Here is a 20,795-nt window from a genome sequence, read left to right on the forward strand (position 1 = left end):
CTGCGGACATGGCTACTGCAGCGCAATGGATCGAGGGCGCGCGACCCCGTACCCTGCCGAACGCGATCGCCCCGGTGCTCGCCGGGACCGGCGCCGCCGCGTCCGTCGGCGGTGCGGTGTGGTGGAAAGCGATTCTCGCGCTGCTCGTTTCCCTGGCGCTGATCATCGGCGTGAACTACGCCAACGACTATTCCGACGGCATCCGCGGCACCGATGACGTCCGAGTCGGCCCGTTGCGTTTGGTCGGGCAGAAACTGGCCTCGCCCGCCGCGGTGAAGACCGCCGCGATCGTCAGTCTGGTCATCGCCGCCGTCCTGGGTCTGGTGCTGGTGTTCACCAGCGCGTGGTGGCTGCTGCTCGTCGGCGCGGCCTGCCTGGCCGGGGCCTGGTACTACACCGGCGGCAGCAACCCGTACGGCTACAGCGGATTCGGTGAAGTGGCGGTGTTCGTCTTCTTCGGCTTGGTCGCCGTGCTCGGCACCCAGTTCGTGCAGGCGGGCCGGATCGACTGGGTGGGTGCGCTGCTCGCGGTCTCGGTGGGCGCGTTCTCCAGCGCCGTGCTCGTCGCGAACAATCTGCGCGACATCCCCACCGACACCGACTCCGGAAAAGTCACGCTCGCCGTGAAACTCGGCGACCCGCGCACCCGCACCCTGCACCTGGCGCTGCTGACGGTGCCGTTCCTCGCGACGCTGGTGCTGGTGGCCCGCACGCCGTGGGCACTGGCCGGGCTGCTGGCGATCCCGCTCGCCGTGCGCGCCAACGCGCCGGTGCGCGGCGGCAAGGGCGGCCTGGAACTGATTCCGGCCCTGCGGGATTCCGGCTTGGCCCTGCTGGTGTGGTCGGCGGTCACCGCGCTGGCGGTCGGGCTGGGCTAGCGCAGGCGAGTCCGGCCTTCGACCGACGCGACCACCTCGGCCCGAACGCGGCTTTCGCGCGAAGCGAGACCGAGCGTGGTCCGTGCGCGGCGTGGGGAATCAGTCCGCGTCCGGCACCAGAATGCCCAGCACCCAGTTCACGATCGAGACGATGATGCCGCCGAGCACCGCGGCCCAGAAGCCCTCCACGCGCAGGCCGTAATCGGTGAACGCGTCGGTGATCTCGGCGGTCAGCCACAGCATGAACGCGTTGATCAGCAACAGGAACAGGCCGAGCGTCACGATCACCAGCGGTAGTGACAGCAACTTCACAATCGGCTTGACCAGTGCGTTCACCACCGTGAACACCGCGGCGACCGCGAGGACGACGGCGATCTTGGCGCCGGTGCCGCCTTCGGGCGCAAGGATGTCGATCTTGTCGACCCAGAAGGCGGCCAGCCAGATGGCCGCCGCGTTGATGATCAACCGAATCACGAGCTGCATGGGCCAATGCTAGGCCCAGGGTGCGAGGACGCGCCGCCGGAAAGACCGACTGGGACAGTGCATGCCCGCTCGCTCAGGCCGCGCGGTCCAGCAAAGTGTGCACTTCAGGGCGCAACTGGTCGATCGCGGCTGCTCCGCCGAACAGGCGCTCGGTGGTCTGGTTGGGCGCCCGCAGGATACCGAGCAGGATGTGCCCGGATTCGATGGTCTTGTCCTTGCGGCCGAGCGCCTCGCGCAGCGACAGCTCGAGCACCTTCTTCGCGTCTCTGGTGAACGGGATGTGCCGGTAGTCCCCGGCACGGCCCCAGCCGAACAGCCCGCGCCTCGGCTCGGGTGCGGCGCGCTCGAGCGCGTCCTCGCCGAAGTGGGCCTCCAGCGACTCCCGCACCGCGTCGAGGTCGATACCGATGGACCGCAACGCCTCGGCGTCCTCGGCGCCGAGCGGATCGCCCTTGCCCTGCTCCGCGAGCGTGCGCAGCACGCCTGCATGGGTGAGTCCCGCGCCGGCCAGCAGTGCCGTGAGCTCCGGCTCGCCCTGCGCGAGCAGCCCGAGCAGCACGTGCTCCACATCGATGGTCGACGAGCGCAGTTCCCGCGCGTCCTCCTGGGCGACCACGATCGCCGTGCGCGCCGACCTGGTGAACCGTTCGAACATCAGCGGCTCCTGTCTCTCCGGTTGTATTTCTGGTGGACCGCCTGCTTGCTGACCTCGAGCGCTTCCGCGATCGCCTGCCAGGACCAGCCCTGGGCACGGGCGTTGGCGACCTGGATCGCTTCGAGACGTTCGAGCAGCCTGCGTAGCGCGAGCACCGCGCGCAGCCCGACCTTGGGATCGGGGCTGCCCGCGGCGGCCGCCAGAGTGGTTGCTTCCGTCATGACGTCAATTTTGATTGACGCGCCCGCCTGGTGTCAACAAAAATTGACGAACCAGGACGCGGCACGGCCCGCTTCCACTCTCCGCGAACAAAGAAGACGCGCCTGGGCGCGGCAGGTCAGCCGTCCCAGACGCCGGTCGCCAGGAACTTCTCCAAGATCGCCGTCGGCTCGGCGAGGTTCAGCCCCTGCGAGGCGACCCACTCGTCGTCGAAATACGTTCCGGCATACCGATCGCCGCCATCGCACAGCAGCGTGACCACGCTGCCGCTGCGTCCTTCGGCGATCATCTCGGCGATCAGGGCGAACACGCCCCACAGGTTGGTTCCGGTCGATCCGCCCACTCGCCGGCCGAGCCGCCCGCTGGCGAACCTCGCGGCGGCGATGGACGCCGCGTCGGGCACCTCGAACATGCGGTCCACCACCTGGCCGACGAACGACGGCTCCACCCTGGGGCGGCCGATGCCCTCGATCCGGGAGGGCATTCCGGTCTGGTAGGCCGCGTCCCCCGTCTCGTATCCGCCGAAGAAGGCGGAATTCTCCGGATCGACCACGGCCAGCTTCGTCGCGTGCCTGCGGTAGCGGATGTAGCGGCCGATGGTGGCGCTGGTGCCGCCGGTGCCCGCCCCGACCACGATCCACTCCGGCACCGGATCGCTCTCCAGGGCCATCTGCTGGAAGATCGATTCGGCGATGTTGTTGTTGCCGCGCCAGTCGGTGGCGCGCTCGGCGTGGGTGAACTGGTCCATGTAGTGGCCGTCGCATTCGGCCGCCAGCCGCGCCGCCTCGGTGTACATGTCCGGCGGGCGCCGCACGAAATGGCAACGTCCGCCCTGCGCCTCGATCAGCGCGATCTTCTGCGGCGAGGTGCTCGCGGGCATCACCGCGACGAAATCGAGGCCCAGCAGCTTCGCGAAGTATGCCTCGCTGACCGCGGTGGAACCGGAGGACGCCTCCACCACGGTCGTACCCTCGGTGACCCAGCCGTTGCAGATCGCGTAGAGGAACAGCGAGCGGGCCAGGCGGTGCTTGAGGCTGCCGGTGATGTGGGTGGACTCGTCCTTGAGATACAGCTGGACGTTCCACTCGGCGGGCAGCGGGTAGCGCAGCAGGTGGGTATCGGCGCTGCGCTGGGCGTCGGCGTCGATCAGCCGCACCGCGTTGTCGACCCAGTCGCGCGGCGCGGCGTGATCGCAGGATTTCACGAAGGCGTGCCCGAGCCGGGCGAGCTGGGCGGCTGATCACCGCGCAGCCGCGCGCGCAGTTCGGCCTTGTCGCGCCGTCTGCGCTCGTCGACCAGGGCGATGTCCTCGTTGACCTTGACCCGCAGCCGTTTGAACAGGGTCAGCGACAGCGGCATCGCGATGATCAGAGCGAACAGGGCGGCGACCACCAGCGGGATGTCCACCGACACCAGTCGCGCGGCCAGCACGATCACCGCGGTGAGCACCACCACGAGACCCAACCTCGCGACGGTGTACAGGGCTAGATTGCGGGCCAGCCTGCGTCCTGCGCCAGGGGTTTGCTGTCCGGAAGCACCTTTTGGTGGAGTTGCGTCACGCACATCCCTCAGCCTATGCGAAGCTGTTGCCCGCCCCCGGTGCACGCCCATAGCCGAGGGTGGGGCGCACATCCGTTTTGTCTATTACCTCCCCTTTACCAACTGTAGGTGGTTCGAGTACCTAGGGGTTTCAGTGCGACGATGGCGCCATCTGATGAGGGAACTGTCGAGAACGGAGAGGTTTGCTATGACTGCGATCACCGTCGGCGGCCAGGACACCCTGCTGACTCCGGGCCAGGTTGCTGCCCTGTTCCACGTCGACCCCAAGACCGTGACGCGCTGGGCTCATGCCGGGCGCCTCGGGTCGTTGCGCACACCGGGCGGACATCGCCGGTTCCGCGAATCGGAAGTACTCCAGCTGCTCAAGTCGCTGACCACCGAGGCGACCGCACGCTGATCGCAGGCCGCGCGGGCCCGTCGTGCTCGGGTCCGCGCTCGCCCGCAGACCATTTTCGCGTCTGCGGTGTGCTGGAGTCACGTCCGCGACTACCCTCGTAACCAGGAGGTGAGCGACGTGACGTACCTGTTGGCACTCATCGCGGTGGTGGCAATAGCGGTGTTGTGCTGGAAGGCGTTCGGCCCCGAGCGGACTGGACCCACTGCCCCGCAGACGCGTTCACCAGAGCGCAAACGCGTCATCGGACCCGACGACGACCCGGAGTTCCTCTGGCGACTATCTCGCCAGCACCGAGACGGCGAGTCCGGTTCCGCCGAGCGCTGATCGTTCGCATCACCCGCGCGAAAGCACGCGCCGAGCGGCATCCGGCGCTCGCGCGTTCTCCGCTCAGCACGTTGTGCCGAGCATCCGGTCGTGGCGCCGTCCTGGCGGCACGACGATCGAGACCCCGGTACGTGTGGGGCAGGCGCGCTGCGGTGCGCCTGCCCCACACGATCCGCGAGCTATCGATCAGGGCTCGCCGTTGACGACCGCCATCAGCGCGTCCATGAACGGTTGCCCGCCCTGGATGGCTCCACCCGCGATCGCGCCGACGACCAGGCCGATCGGGCCGGTGATGATGCTGAAGAAGCCCAGGCCGATCAGGGCTCCGAGCAGGCCGCCGAGCAGTGCGCCACCGACCACGCCGACGACGTTCTTGTTCAGTTCCGCGATCAGCCGGTTCATCGAGCTGATCGGCTGCATCTCGCCGATCTCCTTGGCGTCGGCCACCGGGGTGAGCGCGAGACGCCGTCCGCTGTCGCTGATTTCGTGCGCGACAGACAGCTTGCTGCCGGAAACCTCGAAGGTCAGCGGCACTTCCGCGACCACGGCTCCGGTCTCGGAGGTCAGCTTGATCTTGGTGCCGTCATCGACCACCGCGAAGGTGCCGTGCTCGACGGCGGTGCTGATCGCACCGGTCTCGCGGGAGACCGTGGTGCGGTAGTCGACTCCTTGCTCGACACCAACTGTCGTGATCTCTCGATCCGGTTCTACGGGTTGCGCGTTCGCGGCGCCCGCGGTGATGCCCACTGCGGCAACCGCACCGAGCGTTATGGCGGCAATAGTGCCGAACTTCATTCTGGAATTCCTTCTCAGCAGACACCCGGCTCCGGAGGCCGGATGGCGTGTGACTGTACAGCGCCCGTGACTTGTTTCCAGACCTGGCGGCCGGCACACACGATCGAGAAGGTTCGTTATCCGATTGTGATCACTCCTGCCGATGGCGGGGCCACGCAGGTGAATTTCCGGGACGGATCACCGGTTCCGGGAAGGAGAACTCGACGCGGACGCGCCCCGTAGTGTATGCATGGCGTGGTCTTCAATCCGCAAGATTCACAACTTCGGGTCGCTAGGTGGGTTCGAAGGGTTACAGCTCTGGAGGACGTGACGTGTCGCGCCAACGTGTCCGTGCCGGTATCACCCTGGCCGCCTTCATGGTCGGGACCGGACTGGCGGCCGCCCTCGTGGTCTTCGCCGCGGTATCGATGACCGACCCCGCCGACGAGCCCGCCAAGGCCGCCCAGACCGCTGACGCGCCGATCGCATCGGCGCCCCCGTCGACCACCGAGGAGCCGCTGCCGACCACCACGGAGGCGCTGCCGACCACGTCGGCGATGCGCGGCGCGTCGAACAAGAGCGCCACCAGCCTCCAGGTGAACATCGGCGACTGCGTGTCGTTCGGCGGCGCGGGCGGGATCGACAAAACCGCTTGTGGCAGCGGGAACTCCCTGTACAAGGTCATCGAGAAGGCGCCGGCGAACAGCACGTGTCCCACCGACGCCGACCGCACCTACAACGACACCTTGCACGGCGCGGTGCAGGCAGCGCTGTGCCTGGATATCGACTGGGTGGTCGGCGGCTGCATGGAGCTGACCCCCGACCATCCCAAGCGACTGGACTGCGCCGCCCCCACCCCCGGCGCGGTCCGGGTGATCGACGTCAAGCAGAACACCGTCGACGTCAACGCCTGCGGCTCGGCCGACAGCGGGATCGTCTACCAGCAGCGCCATTTCGTCGTCTGCGTCGCCCGGCTCTGACCTTGCCGAGGACTCGTTCGCACACGCCGTTTCCAGCCGCCGGACGCGAGGTGCCGCGCGACAGTCCTTAACAGACTTGCGAACCCCGCGGCAAGGTTCCGCGTGACAGCCTCACTGCCACCGGGTTTTTCGGCGCGTAATCAGCGTGATGATTGCGTGTCCGATCACGGCGCGGATCGATCGCGCTGTCGCGGCCGAATTTCGAAGCGTAGCCCGATAACGTTCGCGCCGATCGGTTTTGGCGCTGTTCCGCTAATAAAAATCAAATAGTTCCGCGAAATAACGTTCGGGCGCGTGTCGAGGCGGCGCCAGCTGTCCGTTTCCGGTCGTGTCGCCGGGCGGGTTGGCCGATACTGGGAGCGTGCGGAACAAGCTGTGGGGTGGGGTTCTGATCGTTCTCGGTATCACCGGGATCGGGCTGGGGATCTGGCTGTTCATGTCGCTCGGCTTGGACGAGGGTGACAAGCTGGCCAGCGTCGTCGGGATGTTCGTCGGGGTCGTGGCGCTGGGTGTTTCGATCTATGGCGTGGCCCTGGCCCGCCGCGATACCGGAGCGGCGGCAGCCCGATCGACCGGCGGGACCTCCATCACCGGGTCCGTCATCGGGGGCGGCGTTTCCACGATCACCGATGTCGCCGGGCCGGTCACCATCCGCCGACGCACACCTCCGCCCGGGGCGGTACCGCCGCCTGCTCCCGGCGCACCAGGCCGCCCGAGGAGGCAACCGGCTGACGATCTGACGATCACCGACAGCACGGTGGCCGGCCGGGTCGACCGTATCCGTGGTGCGGGTTCGGTCGAAATGGACGAATGAAGCTGCGCTGGTGGCGCGATCGTCACCCGGGGCAACAGCTCGCCAACAGCAGCGTCGGCGGCAGCGTCATCGCCATCCGGCATGTCGTCGGTGACGTCACCATCACCGATCGTGCCGTGGACTCCGGCCACCGGTACTGGTGTGAGCCGTTTCCCCGCGCGGAGAAGCTACCGGTAGGCCAGGCGCGGGCCCAGCCGTCGCTGCTGCTGCAGCCGCGCTACAGCGTGGTCCGGTTCCTCGGCCGCGACAGCGAACTCACCGAGCTCGACCGCTGGCTGGCCGCACCCGAGCCCATCGCGGTACATCTGGTGCACGCCGCGGGCGGTGAGGGAAAGTCCCGGCTGGCCGGTCGATTCTGCGAAAACGCCACCGCCGCCGGGTGGGCCGCGTGGCGGGCGATCCACACCACCGAAGCGAGCGGACTGCCCGGCGCCATCGCGTTGACCGACCGCAACGCGGTGCTCCTTGTGGTCGATGACGCACACCGCTGGCCGGTCGCCCACCTGGACTCGCTGGTCACCAATCTGCGCGCGGTCACCGCCACCGGCGGTGTGAAGGCGCGGGTGCTGTTGCTGGCACGCGCTACCGGGTACTGGTGGTCGACCCTGTCTTCTCGCTTGCTCGAACTCGGCGTCGCCGTCGGCGTGACGGCACTCGCGCCCTTGGGGTTACGGTTCGACCGCGCGTCGGTCTTCGATAGCGCGGTCACCGGATTCTCCCGAGCGTTGCAGCTGCGCGACTTGCCCGCCAACCGCTACCGGGTCGGCATCGATCTCGGCGACCCCCGGTTCGATTCGGTGTTGTCCATCCATATGGCGGGGCTGGCGGCCATCCATTCCCGCATCCGCAACGTCTCCCCTGGCCACGACCCCGCAGCGGTGTCGGCCTACCTGCTGGGTCTGGAATACACCGACTGGGCCGACCGATTCGCGCGAAAACTCATCACCACCAGCCCCGAGGTCATGCGCCGCGTGGTCCACCTGGCGACCATCACCGGCGGTATGTCCCACTCCGACGCCCGCGCCCTGCTCCTCTCGGCCGGGCTGGCGGTCGATGAAGCTCACGCCGGGCGGATCGTCGACGACCACAGCCTCTGCTATCCCCCGACGACCAGCGTGCTGACCCCGCTGCAACCCGACCGGCTCGGCGAGGACTTCCTCGCGCTGAACACCCCGGGTAAACCGGACCGCACCGGCGACGCACTACCCGCCGACCCCTGGACCGTCGACGCCGCACACCAGCTCATCCGCCGCCGCGACGGCGCCGTCACACCGTGGGTGAGCGCCGGGATCGTCCGACTGGTCGAAGCCGCGGGCCGCTGGCCCCACCTCGCACCCACACTGCTGTACCCGAGCCTGCACCGCGACCCCACCCTCGCCGCCACGACAGGAGGCGCGACGCTGACCCGGCTGGCCGACCTCCCCGGCATCGCACCCGACATCCTGACCGCCATCCAGCAGTACCTCACCGACAACCCCGGCCTCGACACCACCACCGCCGCACGAGCACTCGACATCGCGCTGCTTCCGCACCGCATCACCTCGACCACCGACCCGGCCGAGCGAGCCGACCTCTACCGGCGGTACTCCTGGCAGCTGCGCGCCGCCCATCGATACCACGAGGCACTCAGCGCCGCCGAGCACGCTGCCGAGCTCTACCGATCGTTGAACGACACCGACCCCGACCACTACGTGCCGTTCCTCGCCGCAGCGCTCTCAATTCTCGGGACCCGACTGGGTGATGTGGGTCGCCAGCATGAGGCACTCGGCGCGGCGCAGGAAGCTGTCGCCCTTTACCGGCGCCTGGCGGAAGCCCGTGCCGAGACCTACCTGCCCGAACTCGGGAACGCGCTGACCCAACTCGGGATCCGTTTGGGTCGGCTGGGGCGCAACCACCAAGCACTCGGTGCCGCACAGGAGGGCGTCGACCTCTACCGACGCTTGGCCGAGGCCGACCCCGCCCGCCACCTGCCCCGCCTCGCCAGCCCGCTGAACAACCTCGCCTCCCGGTTGGGTGCGCTCGGCCGCCACTACGAGGCACTCGACGCGGTTCAGGAAGCCACCACCCTCTACCGGCAAATCGCCGAGGCCGACCCCGACACCTTCTTGCTCGATTTCGCCAGGTCGCTGAACAACCTCGGGATCCGGTTGGGCGAACTGGGCCGCCACCAGGAGGCACTCGACGCGGCACAAGAAGCCGTTTCCCTCTACCGGCAGCTGGTCGAAGCCGATTTCGACGCCCACCTGCCCGGCCTCGCAGAGGCATTGATACAACTCGGAATCCGTTTGAGCCGGCTTGGCCACCACCACGAGGGGCTCGAAGCCTCGCAGGAAGGCGTCGGCCTCCACCGACGCCTGGCGAATGCCAACCCGGAGACCCACCTCGCCAAACTCGCGGAAGCCCTGACAGAACACAGCTTGGGGTTGGGACGGCTGGGCCGCCATCACGAAGCACTCGAGACCGCGCAGGAGGGGGTCGTCATCTACCGACGGCTGGCGGAATCCAGCCCGGACACCCATCTATCGGATCTGACCAGCGCGCTGAACAATCTCGGAATCCGGTTGGGCGAGCTCGGCCGCCGCCACGAGGCACTCGATGCCGTCCGGGATGCCGTCGCCCACTACCGACAACTGGCCGCAGCCGCCCCCGACACCTACTCGCAGAATTTCGCCAGGTCACTGAACAATCTCGGAATCCGGTTGGGCGAGCTCGGCCACCACCACGAGGCACTCGAAGCCACACAGGAAGCCGTCTCCATCAACAGACGCCTGACCGAGGCCAACCCGGACACTCACCTACTCGAACTGGCCAAGTCGCTGACCAACCTCGGAGTCCGGTTGAGCCGGCTGGGCCGTCACTACGACGCACTCGAGACCGCGCAGGAAGCCGTCACCATCAACAGACGCCTGGCCGAGGCCAACCCGGACACTCACCTGCCAGAACTCGCCGAATCACTTCTGTTCTTCGCCGAGAACACGATCAGAGCCGAAGAGCAGCTACAGCACGGGCTCTCCGCCGTCCAGGAAGCGGCCACATTGCTCGAGGCTCAGGTCGATCAGGTGCCCGAGGCATACCGATCCCGGCTCGTGCAAGCCCGCCGAGCCCGCAGCGATCTGCTCCAGCAGCTGTCCACCGAATGGCGCGCGCCGTAACCGTCGGAAGACACGCCGCGCGGCCTCGATCTTCTTCCCCGCTTGCCACCTGCACGACGGAAATCACCAGGTACCGTCGCAAGTGGGTAGCCATCGGCGGAGGAGTACGCCATGAACGACATCCCCCCTAACGAAGTCGGGCGCAGGCTGCGTGAAATACGCGCGTGGCGCGGGCAAAGTCTCGAGGTGGTCGCGGGGCTGGCCGGTATCAGCTTCGGATACCTCGGTCGTCTCGAGCGCGGGGAGCAAGCGCTATCCAATCGCGCCACGCTCGAGGCGCTGGCGCGGGCGCTGCGCGTCTCACCGTCGGAGTTCTATCCGGCAGCCGGACAAGCTGGTTCACGTGCCGAAGGGAACGAGTCCGCCCATGCCGGAGTTGTCGCGATCGAACGCGCGCTCGATGTCTACGAACTCGGCGACGACCCCGGCGGCGTGGTTCGTGAATGGCCTGCCATCGCCGCCGATCTCGAGCGCTTGGCCGAAATGGCGCAGGTGACCTCGGACTTCACCGGACAAGCTGAACTCGTGCCCGCACTGTTGGGCGAGCTGCACGCGGTCTACGCCCGATCGCCGGAATACCGTCGCAACGTCCTGCTCGGCCTGATCACTTGCTACGCCTCGGCCATGTGGGTGACCAAGCGTCTCGTGGGCCGTGGTCTGCCGTTGCTGGCTGCCAAAGCCGCGCAGGAGTGCGCCGCCATGCTGGAATCCCCGGCGTGGTCCGGGTTCACCGTTTGGCTACGCGGTGATGCTACGGGCGGTCTGTCCCGGCCCGAGCAGTATCGGCGCGCGGTGCGCTGCATAGATGAACTCAGCCCGCGGCTGGACGACTTAAACGTGTTGCAAACGTCCGGGATGTTGCATTTGTCGGCCGCACTCGCCTCGGCGGTGCAGGGCGACCGGTCCACCGCCGACACGCATCTGGACGAAGCCTCCGCCTTGGCCGCGCGCATGGACACCGAGACCGGGTCGTTCGGGCGCTTGTGGTTCGGCGCACCGAACATCGGAATCTGGCGCGCGTGCATCGGCATGGAGTTCGGCGACGGCGTGAAGGTGGCCGAGCAAGCGCGCGGGGTCGATGTGCGCACGATCCCCAGCAGGTCCCGACAAGCCGAGTTCTACATGGAGATCGGCCGCGCATTGCTGACCGATCCCGCCAAGCGTGAGCAGGGTGTGCGACTACTGCTCCGAGCAGAAGACCTTGCACCGCAACGTGTCCACGCCGATCTCCTGGCCCGCGAAGCTGTGGCCGACGTGCTACGGGCCGCACGCCGCGACGCCGGAGGACGTGACCTGCGCGGCCTGGCATGGCGTCTGGGAATCGCTCCCGACCACGCACCAACGAACTGATCGAAATCCTGCGGTTTGTCCTTGATGGACAAAACCGTTGTGGCTCAGCTCATAACGTCTCCCCCGGCCCCGACGCCGGGGTGAGCGGGCCGATTCCTCATCTCGGCCGCGCCAGCGCAGTAGGGACCGCTGGCTGGGGTTGATGCCCTCGGCGTCGGGTGCTTTCCAATCGGATGGCAGGGAGGCGCAGGGGAATGAATGCCGGCAGGGGGCAAGGATTGTATTCGGCGGGGATGGCCGAGCTGGAACGGATGGCGGCGTTCCTGAAAGACGAGTCGACGCAGTTCCGTGGGGCGTTGACGGACGCGCGAGGTCCGCTGGCGATCGGATTGCGGTGCTCGGCGGTCCCGGGTGCCGATGCGGTGGGCGATCAGACGACGATCGAGACGTTGGCGCGGCGGCATGGGTACACGCTGGCTTCTACGTATGTGGCTGCCCCGCAAACGGTGCCGTTGGTTGTCACCGCGAGTGTGTTGGAAATGGTGCACGTGACCCGAGCGGGCGCGGTGATCGTTCCTGGGATGGCGCATCTGGGCGGGTCGGTCCCGGTCGAGTTCACCCGGGTGTGCAGTGTGATCATGCCGGGGCATGTGATGCTCGGCCGAACTTTGTATCCGCCTCCACCAACGTCCGACGACAACACGGACGCGGAGGCGCAGAGGTGAGCGCGACGGGCGTAGGGAGCTTCGATCTTACGACCCCGCACGGGCGATGCGCTTTCTACAAGATGGTCTGTCAGCTCCCGGCCGAGATCGAACCCGAAGCCCTCGGCCGAATCGTCGTGCGGGCGGGTTCGATTGTCTGGGGTGTGTCGGCGCCAGAGCCATTGGGGCGGGCCGTGAGCGACCAGCTACGCAGCGGCGGGCACAGCCTCGGCCCGATCATCACGCACCCGCATTCCCGGACCTGGACCTTTCTCGTGCGGCCCGACCTGCCCGACGACCCCCGAATCTTCGCGGGCCTGTTCCGGGATCGAGTGAAAGTGATCCGCGACGGCGGCTTGATCGCGCTCCCGTCCCCGGCCGTCAGCACCACCAGCTACCGGACGTGGCTCGAGGCACCCCGCGACACCTACCGGCCCTCGGGACGGCTGGTCGTCGAAGCGGCGCGCGCATGCCTGCTCACACGAGCGGTCAGGACAAGCAGATGAACCGGCGCGCAGCTCTGGACAGCTCTCCCCGCTGCGGTTCCAGCCACCGCACCGGGATCGGCCCGATCACACCAGCAGCCACCCGAATCGCGGTGTCATGAGCGGCCACACCCGATCTCCGCACCCAGAGGAACCCGACGTACACCTGTCGGTATACCTGCACGACCAGCGAATGGACTTCGCAGCATGCCTGACCGCCGCACTCGTATTCGTCCAAGACTGGAACGCCCGCCACCGCCCCGGCGCGGTAACCGTCCTCCCTGGCAACCCGACCGGCCTCCCCCGCCTCCCCAACGAACGGCTCTACCTCGAATCCTGACCAGCCCGGTCCGAGGCGGCCCTCGGTTCATCCCATTCGTTTCAGCGCGCCCTTGCGCCCTTGGTCCCCACAGCGGGGGAGCGAAGTGGCCAGCGTCACTCGAGAAAACCGATCGAGGTGGAACCGAAATCGTGACCGATCCGTCGAAGAATGTTGAGAGCACACCTTGGAAGACATGGATGGTCCTGATGTCGACTCACCTCAGCGAGGCCGTCTACAAGGCGGGGGTACTGGACCAGCCGTGCGTCATCGTGATCGATAAGGCTGGATTTTGGGCCGAGCCAGCGTAGCCGCACGGGTACCACGCTTTTCGCCGATCACCCGTGATGGCCTCGCCGAGCGGCCTCATGCAGGTCGCGGCGTTCAGGGGCAAGCCATGAGTGCCGCGTCCCACAGCTCACTGTTGCGGCGTCGGTACTAGACACTGATCATTGCCATGTTTCGGGGGAGTGTGCACATTTACGGCACGATGAGCGACGCGGTTCGGATCGTCGGGATCTATGCCAAGCGGATGGCGCTGCAAATCGGTGACGAGCCGACGTATTTCGCGGTCGATGAGGATTGGTTCGACTCGTTCCGACTTGTCGCGCAATGGCTGGAATACAACGAAGACCTGACGACCGATGATCTTCCGGAGGGGCGGAAGGTGCTGGAGATCAGTTGTATTTTCCGGTCGGCAGTGGACAGGCAGCCGAATCGGTTTGTCGAGAGGACGATCGACGCCGTGGTCGAGGAGTTCTTTCGCGACGGTGGGCGGCCGGAGTCGGGGAATCCGGAATCGATTCCGTGGGCGAGTTCGTCGGGTGAGCTGGACGAGGACGAAGTCGAGCGGTTTCGGAAGCGCTTTCCGGGTGCGCAATTGGGTTGAAGTCGCTTAGCCGAGGCTGGTTTTCGAAGGTCCCACCCACACCGAACAACCTCACCAACGCTTTCGACCGCGATCCCGGCGCGGCTCCCTCCGTCCCCGGAGAAGCGCTGATCCAGGAGGGCTCAGGATGAGGAGAGACCTACAAGCACCGGTTCAGGCATGAACATCGGCGACGACAGGCCCCTACGGCGGAATAGGGCGGCGTCCTGCTCGCGATTCGGCTTCACTTCGATCGCACGCACGTGTCCATAGCGACCGCTGGTCTCGTCGCGGAACTGGTAGGTCGGCACCACCTGGAGATCATCCGCAGTTGCGAATGTCGTACCGCCCCAGCTCAGGACGACGAGATCGGTTTCCCCGACGGTTCCCTCGACCCGGTACAGCGGCGCGAACCTGTGGGCGAACATACCCCGCCGAACGGACACCGATGTGACTTCGAACAGGCCAGCGGCGCGACCGCTGTCGATGGTCGATAGCGCGGCGGGCCACGGCTCAGTAGCGCCGATGGGCGTGAAGTCGTGGTTCTGCCGGAAATCATGCCTGTGGTCGAACTCCGCGAGGGACGCCTGCCTGTCGACCACGCCACAAATCTGCGTCAGGTCGGGGCGGGTGAATCCACGTGCGGCCATGTAGAAACCGATCAGGTTCGACGGTAGATCCTCCTGGGCGTACGACGACTGTCCCACCAGGTCGGTCCACGCCTGCTGCGCCTCGAAGTCGACCGACAGCCGCTTGAATATCGCCAGCGCGACCTGCAGCACTTCCTCACCGGACAGTGCGCGCAGCAACCGCACCTGTACCGAGGCGCTCGAAAGAACCGTTCCGAATTCGGACACCATGGTGGGGCTGGAGAATTCTCCCCTGGATGCGGTGCCGAACGCGTCCGAGGCTTGGCGTACTCGGCCGATCAGATCGGCTGCCAGGTGCGGCGATGCGTGGTCCCAGTCGATCCACCCGCACCGCGTCGAGAAGTCGTACCGGCCTTGTTCGACCCCGGTTCGGCGCGGCACTCGCTGCACTACCGGCACCGCCGCGCTGAACAGGCCCGCGGTGGCCCGGTTACCAACGGCACGCTGAAGCCCGGCTACCCAGTGCTGCCGGCCGACGGGATTGTGTGCGACCTGAGGGTCGGTCAGGCGATCAGGCGCAGACCGCCGCCTCGCACGCTCATGGGTCACGGGTGAAATGTATGTGCATTCGCCCATCGCCGCAGGTACCCGATAGCCATGCAGGTGGACAACGATCTCTGCCCGATCGGGCGACGATGATCGACGTTCACGGAGTCTGCCCTAGAGGGGCCGCAGCCCAGCTCCATCAAAATTCGAGTTCGGTCCAGGGGATGGTGATCGGGAACGGGAAGTCGAACTCGATTCCCTCCGGGTTCTGGTGGGTCCACTCGGCGGCGAGAATGTAGTTGGCGGCGCGGAGTGGGTGGACCCCGTCCGGGAGCTGTGCATGGCCGGCGTCGAGGCCGTAAGCGCGAACGGTGGCGATCGCGCTGATCTCGCGGGCCAACGTCACCGAACGGGTTAGTTCAACCCCGCGTACGAGTGCAACCCGCTGATCACCATGTTGATGATGAACAGGTTGAACAGCATGGCGACGAAGGCGGCGATGTTGATCCAGGCGGCCTTGGTGTCGCGCCAGCCAGAGGTGGCGCGGGCGTGCAGGTAGGCGGCGTAGAGGACCCAGGCGATGAAGGAGCAGGTTTCCTTCGGGTCCCAGCCCCAGAAGCGGCCCCAGGCGGCCTCGGCCCAGATGGCGCCGAGGATGACGCCGGCGCCGAACAGCGGGAAACCGATGATGGTGGTCTTGTAGGCCAACCGGTCCAGGGTGCGGGCGTCGGGCAGGCGGCGGGCGATGGCGCCGAGGATGTTGTCGGACTCCTGGCCGTCCGGCTGGCGCAGGCGGTACAGGAAGAGCATGCTCGCCACGCCCGCGAACAGGAACACACCGCTGCCGATCGCGACGATGGTGACGTGCAGCGGCAGCCAGAACGACCGCAGCGCGGGCACCACGGGCGCGGCGTCCGCGTAGAGCACGGTGCCCGCGAGGAACAGCAAGAGCAGCACCGGCACCAGCACGAACGCCCAGATACCCCGGTAGCGCTGATCGCGCAGGAACACCACGCCCACGACCACGGCGGCGGCCGTGGCCATGGTGACGAACTCGTACATATTGCCCAGCGGGAAGCGGTCGGTCGCGAAGCCGCGCAACACGATCGCGCCCACGTGCAGCGCGATGGCGACCATCAGCACCGAGAACGCCATATTGCCCAGCCGCTCCGACAGCGGCCGCCGCGCGGGCTCGGCGACGCGTCCCGGCCCCTGCGGGGTCGACCCGCCGCCCACGGTCACCAGCTCGCGCTCGGCGACCTGGCGGCTGCGCGCCGTCGCGTACTGCCAGATCAGCAGCACCAGCACCAGCGCGTACACCACGATCGCCGTCTTGAACGCGAAATCGCTGTACCTGGCGATGGTCTCGTCGATCGGCATGGTCACTCTCCCGTGGTCTCGGCGCCCCGCGCCGCAGTGGTCCCGGCGTCCGTGTCGAGCAGGCGGGCGCGCAGCCGGTCGAACTCGCCGCCCCAGCCCGCCTGGTCGGTCCTCGCGAGCCCGCCCATCTCTACTACAGTGCGTCGTTTGTCAACGGTACCGGCTGCGTCCTCGGCCGGGTACACCCGCACCCAGATCCGGCGGCGCTTGACCAGCAGCGAGACCAGCAGGCCCGCCATCATCAGCAACGCGCTCACCAGCACCCACTGCTGGGCGGGGTCGTGCGAGACCTGCAGATTCACGAACTCCTGCGCGCCGTCGAAGGCGACCTTGGTGCCGTTCGGCAGGGTGGTCGACTCGCCGGGGCGCAGATTGACCCTGGCCTCCTTGGTCAGGCGCCCCTGTTTGACCTGCTCCGGGTCGAGGGCGAACAACGACTGCGGCTTCCCGGTGTCCAAGCCGGTGTCACCGCGATAGATGTCGACCGCGACGGCCGGATCGTTCATCGCGGGAAACGCCGAGGTCAGCAGCGATCCGTGGAACATCGCGGTGGGCGCGAACAGCCCCTCGATCGCGATCTGGTTCTTGCGGCGCTCCTCGTCGGTGGCGTACATGCCGCCGGGCGGGTCGATCCGCAGCACGCCGCTGGACAGGAACGTCGACGCGTCGTCGGGACGCCACTGGATGGACTCGGTGCGGGTCTGGCCGTTCGGGAAGGTGACCGTGAAGGTCGGTGCGTAGCCGTGGCCTTGCAGGTAGAGCCGGTCGCCCGCGACGCGCAGAGGGTGGTTGACCTGCACCTGGGTGTCGCGCCAGATGTTGCTGCGCAGGTCGTCACCCGCCTGGTAGGCGAGGTTCGCGGTGAACATCTCGGCTTGCCCGTTGGTCAGGTAATCGGCCTGGAAATCCTTGACCCGGACACAGATCGGCGTCATGCCGGTGCCGTCGTTGACGTTGCCCGCCTTGAACGAGTCGAACACCGCGGGTGACGTGGTGCAGAAGCCGGGTCCGTTGTTCGCCAGCACGATGACGCTGCCCTCGTAGCCGAACAGCTTGCCCGCCGCGATGGCGACCAGCAGTCCGACCAGTGCGAGGTGGAACACCAGGTTGCCGAGTTCGCGGCTGTAGCCCTTCTCCGCCGACAGCGCCACTTCGCCCTCGCGGGGGCCGGGACGGACCTCGGTGCGCCAGCCGCGCAACTGCGCGCGAGCGTGATCGATCACCGCCCCGGGCGATTGCTCGACGCGGTCCGAGTAGTGGTGCGGCAGCCTGGTCAGATTGCGCGGCGCCCGCACCGGCGGGGTGCGCAGGGCGCGGTAGTGGTCGACCGTGCGCGGCAGGATGCAACCGACCAGGGAGATGAACAGCAGCACGTAGACGGCCGTGAACCAGAAACTGGAGAACACGTCGAACAGTTCGAAGCGGTCCATCCACGGGCCGAGCGTGGGCCGGTCGGCGATGTACTGCTCGACCTTCTGCTCGTTGAGGTTCCGCTGCGGCAACAGCGCGCCGGGAATCGCGGCCAGGGCGAGCAGGAACAGCAGCACCAAAGCGGTGCGCATGCTGGTGAGCCCGCGCCATGTGTTGCGCAGGAACGCCCAGGCCCGTCCGGCGAGTGATCGGCGCGGGGGCCGCGCGGGCGTGTCGATCGTGGGCTGGTCGGTCACGGTCATATCGGCAAGGTCACCTCGGAGACGAACGCATCGCGCACCCAGGCGACGAACAGGTCCCATGCCCCGGTGACCAGCGCGGCGCCGACCGCGACGAGCAACATGCCCCCGACGATCTGGATGGTGCGGGAATTGCGGCGCAGCCAGCCGACCCCCCGCAGCGCGCTCGCCGACCCGAACGCGAGTACGACGAACGGCAGACCGAGACCGAGGCAGTAGGCGACGATCAGGGCGACCCCGCGCACGGCCGTCGTCCCGTCGGTGCCCGCGGCCACCGCCATGACGCCCGACAGCGTCGGGCCGAGACAGGGGGTCCATCCCAGCGCGAACACCCCGCCGAGCAGCGGCGCGCCCACGATGCTGGTGAGCCTGCGCGGCTCCATCCGGGTGTCGCGCTGCAAGGCGGGCACCAGGCCGATGAACACCAAGCCCATCAGGATCGTCACGACGCCACCGATGCGTTGCAGCAGTTCCCGATTCACGTTGAGGGTCTGGATGACGCCGAACACCGTCGCGGTGGCGAGCACGAAGACCACCGTGAAACCGGCGACGAACAGCCCCGCCGCTGCCGCGACCCGCATCCGTCCGGTGCGCAGCGATGGGGCGGCGGTCACCGCGCCCGCCCGCGCGGAGCCGGTTGCGGTGGCCTCGGCGACGGTGGCGGGCGGCGCCTCCGCACCGACCAATCCGGCCAGATAGGACAGATATCCGGGCACGAGCGGCACCACGCACGGCGAGGCGAACGACACCAGACCCGCGAGCAGGCACGCGCCGAGCGCCAGCAGCAGCGGCCCGGAGGCCGCCGTCTGCTGGAACGAATCACCGACTCCGGCGAGCACCATCACAGGTCCTCACCGGTACACAGCGCGGTGTGCTCGGTGTGCTCGCAGGTCACACCGATTCCTCCCGCGTGTCCTCCGCCGATCGGGCGCCGTGGCGCAACGACACCTTCCGCTCGGTGGCGGCGGGTTCCTCGGCCCCGTCGAACACGGCGAAGTCCAGCAGGGAGTCGGCGGCGACGCTGCGCGGCACGGTGGCGATACCCGCCCACCGGTCGTCGACGGCCCATCCGCCGCCGATACGTCGGGCGCCCTGCCGTGGCCGACAGGCGCGCAGGTGGCGGGTACGGCGGTCGCGATTCACTGTGATTCCTCCGCGGCGATGCTTTCGATTACTGGTTGTAGATCCTCGGCGAGCAGGGACCGCAGGAAGACCGCGGCGACCCGGTGTTGCCGGTCGAGGACGAGCGTGGTGGGGATGACACTGGTCGGGAAGTTCCCGCCGAGCGCCAAGAGCGTGCGCATCGACGGGTCGTAGATGGACGGGTAGCCGACCTTGTTGTCGACCACGAAATCTTGGGCCTTGTCCTGTTGCGGATCGCGGACGTTGATCCCGAGGAAGGCGACACCCTTGTCCTTGGTCGCCTCGTAGACCTTCTCCAGGGCGGGCGCCTCCGCGCGGCACGGACCGCACCACTGGCCCCACAGGTTGAGGACCACGACCTTGCCCGGGTAGTCCGCGACCGAAATCGTCTTACCGGCCGTCATCAAGTCCGGACCGGCCAATTCGCCGATGGTGCCGCGGGCGGCGGGCGGGTCGTAGCGGATGTCGGTCTTGCCGCCGGGCGAGACGAATTCGAAGGTGCCGCCCGAGGCCACCGCGTCCGAACCGGTCGAGCAACCCGCGAGCGCGGCGACGAGCGCCACGCACGCGAGCAGCACCGGCAGCACCCGCCCGGTGCGTTTCACGGGCGGGTCACAGAACGCGGTGGAGCGGATCATGCGCCGTGTACCGAGGGGTCCGAGCCGCCCGCGGGCTCGGAGTAGACGATGTCGACGAGGGTGTCGCCCTGGTAGACCAGCGAGGTCAGCGACGCGAGCGAGCACTGCCGCTGGCGCGGATCGTGCCACAGGCGCTGCCCCTGGAGGAATCGCCGCAGCGTCCACACCGGCAGCTGATGCGACACCAGCACCGCCTCGCGCCCGGCCGCTTCGACGCGGGCTTTGTTCACCGCCGCCAGCATGCGATGCGCGATCTGCAGATAGGGCTCGCCCCAGGACGGGGTGAAGGGGTCACGCAGCTTCCACCAGTGCCGCGGCTTGCGCAGCGCGCCGTCGCCGACGGAGACGCGCAGGCCCTCGAAGGTGTTGCCCGCCTCGATGAGGTTCTCGTCGGTGCGCACGATCACGTCGTGCTGGGCGGCGATCGGCTCGGCGGTCTCCTGGGCGCGCTGCAGCGGGGAGGCGATGACCAGCGCGATGTCGTGATCGGCCAGGGTCCGCGCGACCGCGGCGGCCTGCGCCCGCCCGGCCACCGAGAGGCTGAAGCCGGGCAGGCGGCCGTAGAGGATGCCGTTCGGGTTGTGCACCTCGCCGTGCCGCAGCACGTGCACGATGGTCTCGACCGGTGCGGTGCCGCCGTCGTGCACCCGCTCGGTGGTGTGGGTCCGGCCGTCGGCGCGTTCGACCGGTTCGGTCCCGCTGGCCTCGTCAGCGGCCGAAGCGGTCCTGTCCCCCTTGTCCCCCTTGCGCGCCGCGACGACCTGCGCGTCCGAGGCCGCGGCGGCCGCGGCGAACTGAGCACCCGCGTCGACCAGGCTCGATTCCGCGAGTTCGGCGGTCGCGGTCCGAGCGCCTGCGCTCGCGGCGGCGAATTGCTCACCCGCGTCGATCACGGTCGCGTCCGCGCCGGGATCGATGGCCGGCGC

Annotated in this window: 25 protein-coding genes; 11 read left to right on the forward strand and 14 right to left on the reverse strand. The window is 67.9% G+C overall.

The window, feature by feature from the left end; translation table 11 throughout:
- Positions 1 to 8: 8 nt before the first annotated feature.
- On the forward strand, positions 9 to 878 hold the full coding sequence (locus IU450_RS00280; RefSeq protein ID WP_195147784.1) for a 1,4-dihydroxy-2-naphthoate polyprenyltransferase: 870 nt from the start codon (positions 9 to 11) through the stop codon (positions 876 to 878).
- A 99-nt stretch (positions 879 to 977) separates the two neighbouring features.
- On the opposite strand, the gene IU450_RS00285 is transcribed toward IU450_RS00280, so the two are convergent.
- From IU450_RS00285 to IU450_RS00305, 5 genes are all read right to left on the reverse strand, one after another.
- On the reverse strand, positions 978 to 1,361 hold the full coding sequence (locus tag IU450_RS00285; RefSeq protein ID WP_195066476.1) for a phage holin family protein: 384 nt from the start codon (positions 1,359 to 1,361) through the stop codon (positions 978 to 980).
- A gap of 73 nt (positions 1,362 to 1,434) precedes the next feature.
- Positions 1,435 to 2,016 (reverse strand): Clp protease N-terminal domain-containing protein, encoded by a 582-nt coding sequence (locus IU450_RS00290; protein ID WP_195147785.1) that lies wholly within the window; start codon positions 2,014 to 2,016, stop codon positions 1,435 to 1,437.
- Positions 2,016 to 2,237: a hypothetical protein gene (locus IU450_RS00295; RefSeq protein ID WP_043699011.1), complete on the reverse strand. Its 222-nt coding sequence runs from the start codon at positions 2,235 to 2,237 to the stop codon at positions 2,016 to 2,018. The genes IU450_RS00290 and IU450_RS00295 overlap by 1 nt, the downstream gene beginning before the upstream one ends.
- A 116-nt stretch (positions 2,238 to 2,353) precedes the next feature.
- Positions 2,354 to 3,439 (reverse strand): PLP-dependent cysteine synthase family protein, encoded by a 1,086-nt coding sequence (locus IU450_RS00300; RefSeq protein ID WP_195147786.1) that lies wholly within the window; start codon positions 3,437 to 3,439, stop codon positions 2,354 to 2,356.
- Complete coding sequence (locus IU450_RS00305; RefSeq protein ID WP_324197476.1) at positions 3,436 to 3,798, reverse strand: DUF4229 domain-containing protein; 363 nt, start codon at positions 3,796 to 3,798, stop codon at positions 3,436 to 3,438. The genes IU450_RS00300 and IU450_RS00305 overlap by 4 nt, the downstream gene beginning before the upstream one ends.
- A 184-nt stretch (positions 3,799 to 3,982) precedes the next feature.
- Here IU450_RS00305 and IU450_RS00310 point away from each other — a divergent pair, with 184 nt between their 5' ends.
- Both IU450_RS00310 and IU450_RS00315 read left to right on the forward strand, forming a co-directional pair.
- Complete coding sequence (locus tag IU450_RS00310; protein WP_040783886.1) at positions 3,983 to 4,192, forward strand: BldC family transcriptional regulator; 210 nt, start codon at positions 3,983 to 3,985, stop codon at positions 4,190 to 4,192.
- Positions 4,193 to 4,309: 117 nt separating this feature from the next.
- Entirely contained in the window at positions 4,310 to 4,516 is a 207-nt protein-coding gene (locus IU450_RS00315) for a hypothetical protein (protein ID WP_195147787.1), read from the forward strand.
- A 186-nt stretch (positions 4,517 to 4,702) separates the two neighbouring features.
- On the opposite strand, the gene IU450_RS00320 is transcribed toward IU450_RS00315, so the two are convergent.
- A complete protein-coding gene (locus IU450_RS00320; RefSeq protein WP_195147788.1) occupies positions 4,703 to 5,311 on the reverse strand; it encodes a hypothetical protein in 609 nt (202 codons plus the stop codon).
- Between the two features lie 311 nt (positions 5,312 to 5,622).
- Between IU450_RS00320 and lppU the strand changes: the two genes are divergently transcribed.
- The 8 genes from lppU (at position 5,623) to IU450_RS00360 (ending at position 13,923) form a co-directional block, all read left to right on the forward strand.
- Entirely contained in the window at positions 5,623 to 6,270 is a 648-nt protein-coding gene (lppU, locus tag IU450_RS00325; RefSeq protein ID WP_195147789.1) for an LppU family putative lipoprotein, read from the forward strand.
- 361 nt (positions 6,271 to 6,631) lie between these two features.
- Positions 6,632 to 7,084, forward strand: coding sequence for a hypothetical protein (locus tag IU450_RS00330; RefSeq protein ID WP_195147790.1), 453 nt, complete (start codon positions 6,632 to 6,634; stop codon positions 7,082 to 7,084).
- On the forward strand, positions 7,081 to 10,236 hold the full coding sequence (locus tag IU450_RS00335; RefSeq protein ID WP_195147791.1) for a tetratricopeptide repeat protein: 3,156 nt from the start codon (positions 7,081 to 7,083) through the stop codon (positions 10,234 to 10,236). The genes IU450_RS00330 and IU450_RS00335 overlap by 4 nt, the downstream gene beginning before the upstream one ends.
- 111 nt (positions 10,237 to 10,347) lie before the next feature.
- Positions 10,348 to 11,586, forward strand: a complete 1,239-nt coding sequence (locus tag IU450_RS00340; protein ID WP_195147792.1) for a helix-turn-helix domain-containing protein — start codon at positions 10,348 to 10,350, stop codon at positions 11,584 to 11,586.
- 233 nt (positions 11,587 to 11,819) lie between these two features.
- On the forward strand, positions 11,820 to 12,251 hold the full coding sequence (locus tag IU450_RS00345) for a hypothetical protein (RefSeq protein ID WP_195147793.1): 432 nt from the start codon (positions 11,820 to 11,822) through the stop codon (positions 12,249 to 12,251).
- A gap of 173 nt (positions 12,252 to 12,424) precedes the next feature.
- Positions 12,425 to 12,736: a hypothetical protein gene (locus IU450_RS00350; protein WP_228833879.1), complete on the forward strand. Its 312-nt coding sequence runs from the start codon at positions 12,425 to 12,427 to the stop codon at positions 12,734 to 12,736.
- Positions 12,737 to 12,908: 172 nt separating this feature from the next.
- On the forward strand, positions 12,909 to 13,055 hold the full coding sequence (locus IU450_RS00355; RefSeq protein WP_195147795.1) for a hypothetical protein: 147 nt from the start codon (positions 12,909 to 12,911) through the stop codon (positions 13,053 to 13,055).
- Between the two features lie 469 nt (positions 13,056 to 13,524).
- Positions 13,525 to 13,923 (forward strand): hypothetical protein, encoded by a 399-nt coding sequence (locus IU450_RS00360; protein WP_195147796.1) that lies wholly within the window; start codon positions 13,525 to 13,527, stop codon positions 13,921 to 13,923.
- A 122-nt stretch (positions 13,924 to 14,045) separates the two neighbouring features.
- Here IU450_RS00360 and IU450_RS00365 read toward each other — a convergent pair whose 3' ends face one another.
- The 8 genes from IU450_RS00365 to IU450_RS00400 form a co-directional block, all read right to left on the reverse strand.
- Positions 14,046 to 15,101: a hypothetical protein gene (locus tag IU450_RS00365; protein ID WP_195147797.1), complete on the reverse strand. Its 1,056-nt coding sequence runs from the start codon at positions 15,099 to 15,101 to the stop codon at positions 14,046 to 14,048.
- Between the two features lie 136 nt (positions 15,102 to 15,237).
- Positions 15,238 to 15,444 carry a hypothetical protein gene (locus IU450_RS00370; protein WP_195147798.1) on the reverse strand — a complete coding sequence of 69 codons (207 nt, stop codon included), beginning with the start codon at positions 15,442 to 15,444 and terminating at the stop codon, positions 15,238 to 15,240.
- Positions 15,445 to 15,452: 8 nt separating this feature from the next.
- Entirely contained in the window at positions 15,453 to 16,418 is a 966-nt protein-coding gene (gene ccsB, locus IU450_RS00375; RefSeq protein WP_195147799.1) for a c-type cytochrome biogenesis protein CcsB, read from the reverse strand.
- 2 nt (positions 16,419 to 16,420) lie between these two features.
- Positions 16,421 to 18,091: a cytochrome c biogenesis protein ResB gene (gene resB, locus IU450_RS00380; protein ID WP_195147800.1), complete on the reverse strand. Its 1,671-nt coding sequence runs from the start codon at positions 18,089 to 18,091 to the stop codon at positions 16,421 to 16,423.
- Complete coding sequence (locus tag IU450_RS00385) at positions 18,088 to 18,930, reverse strand: cytochrome c biogenesis CcdA family protein (RefSeq protein ID WP_195147801.1); 843 nt, start codon at positions 18,928 to 18,930, stop codon at positions 18,088 to 18,090. Before IU450_RS00385 ends, resB begins: the two co-directional genes overlap by 4 nt.
- A gap of 49 nt (positions 18,931 to 18,979) precedes the next feature.
- Entirely contained in the window at positions 18,980 to 19,231 is a 252-nt protein-coding gene (locus tag IU450_RS00390; RefSeq protein WP_195147802.1) for a hypothetical protein, read from the reverse strand.
- Positions 19,228 to 19,869, reverse strand: coding sequence for a TlpA disulfide reductase family protein (locus IU450_RS00395; RefSeq protein WP_195147803.1), 642 nt, complete (start codon positions 19,867 to 19,869; stop codon positions 19,228 to 19,230). Before IU450_RS00395 ends, IU450_RS00390 begins: the two co-directional genes overlap by 4 nt.
- Positions 19,866 to 20,516 carry a histidine phosphatase family protein gene (locus IU450_RS00400; protein ID WP_181721560.1) on the reverse strand — a complete coding sequence of 217 codons (651 nt, stop codon included), beginning with the start codon at positions 20,514 to 20,516 and terminating at the stop codon, positions 19,866 to 19,868. Before IU450_RS00400 ends, IU450_RS00395 begins: the two co-directional genes overlap by 4 nt.
- Positions 20,517 to 20,795 lie beyond the last annotated feature (279 nt).

Source organism: Nocardia abscessus, from assembly GCF_015477775.1.
In the GTDB taxonomy this organism is placed as follows: Bacteria; Actinomycetota; Actinomycetes; order Mycobacteriales; family Mycobacteriaceae; genus Nocardia; species Nocardia abscessus_A.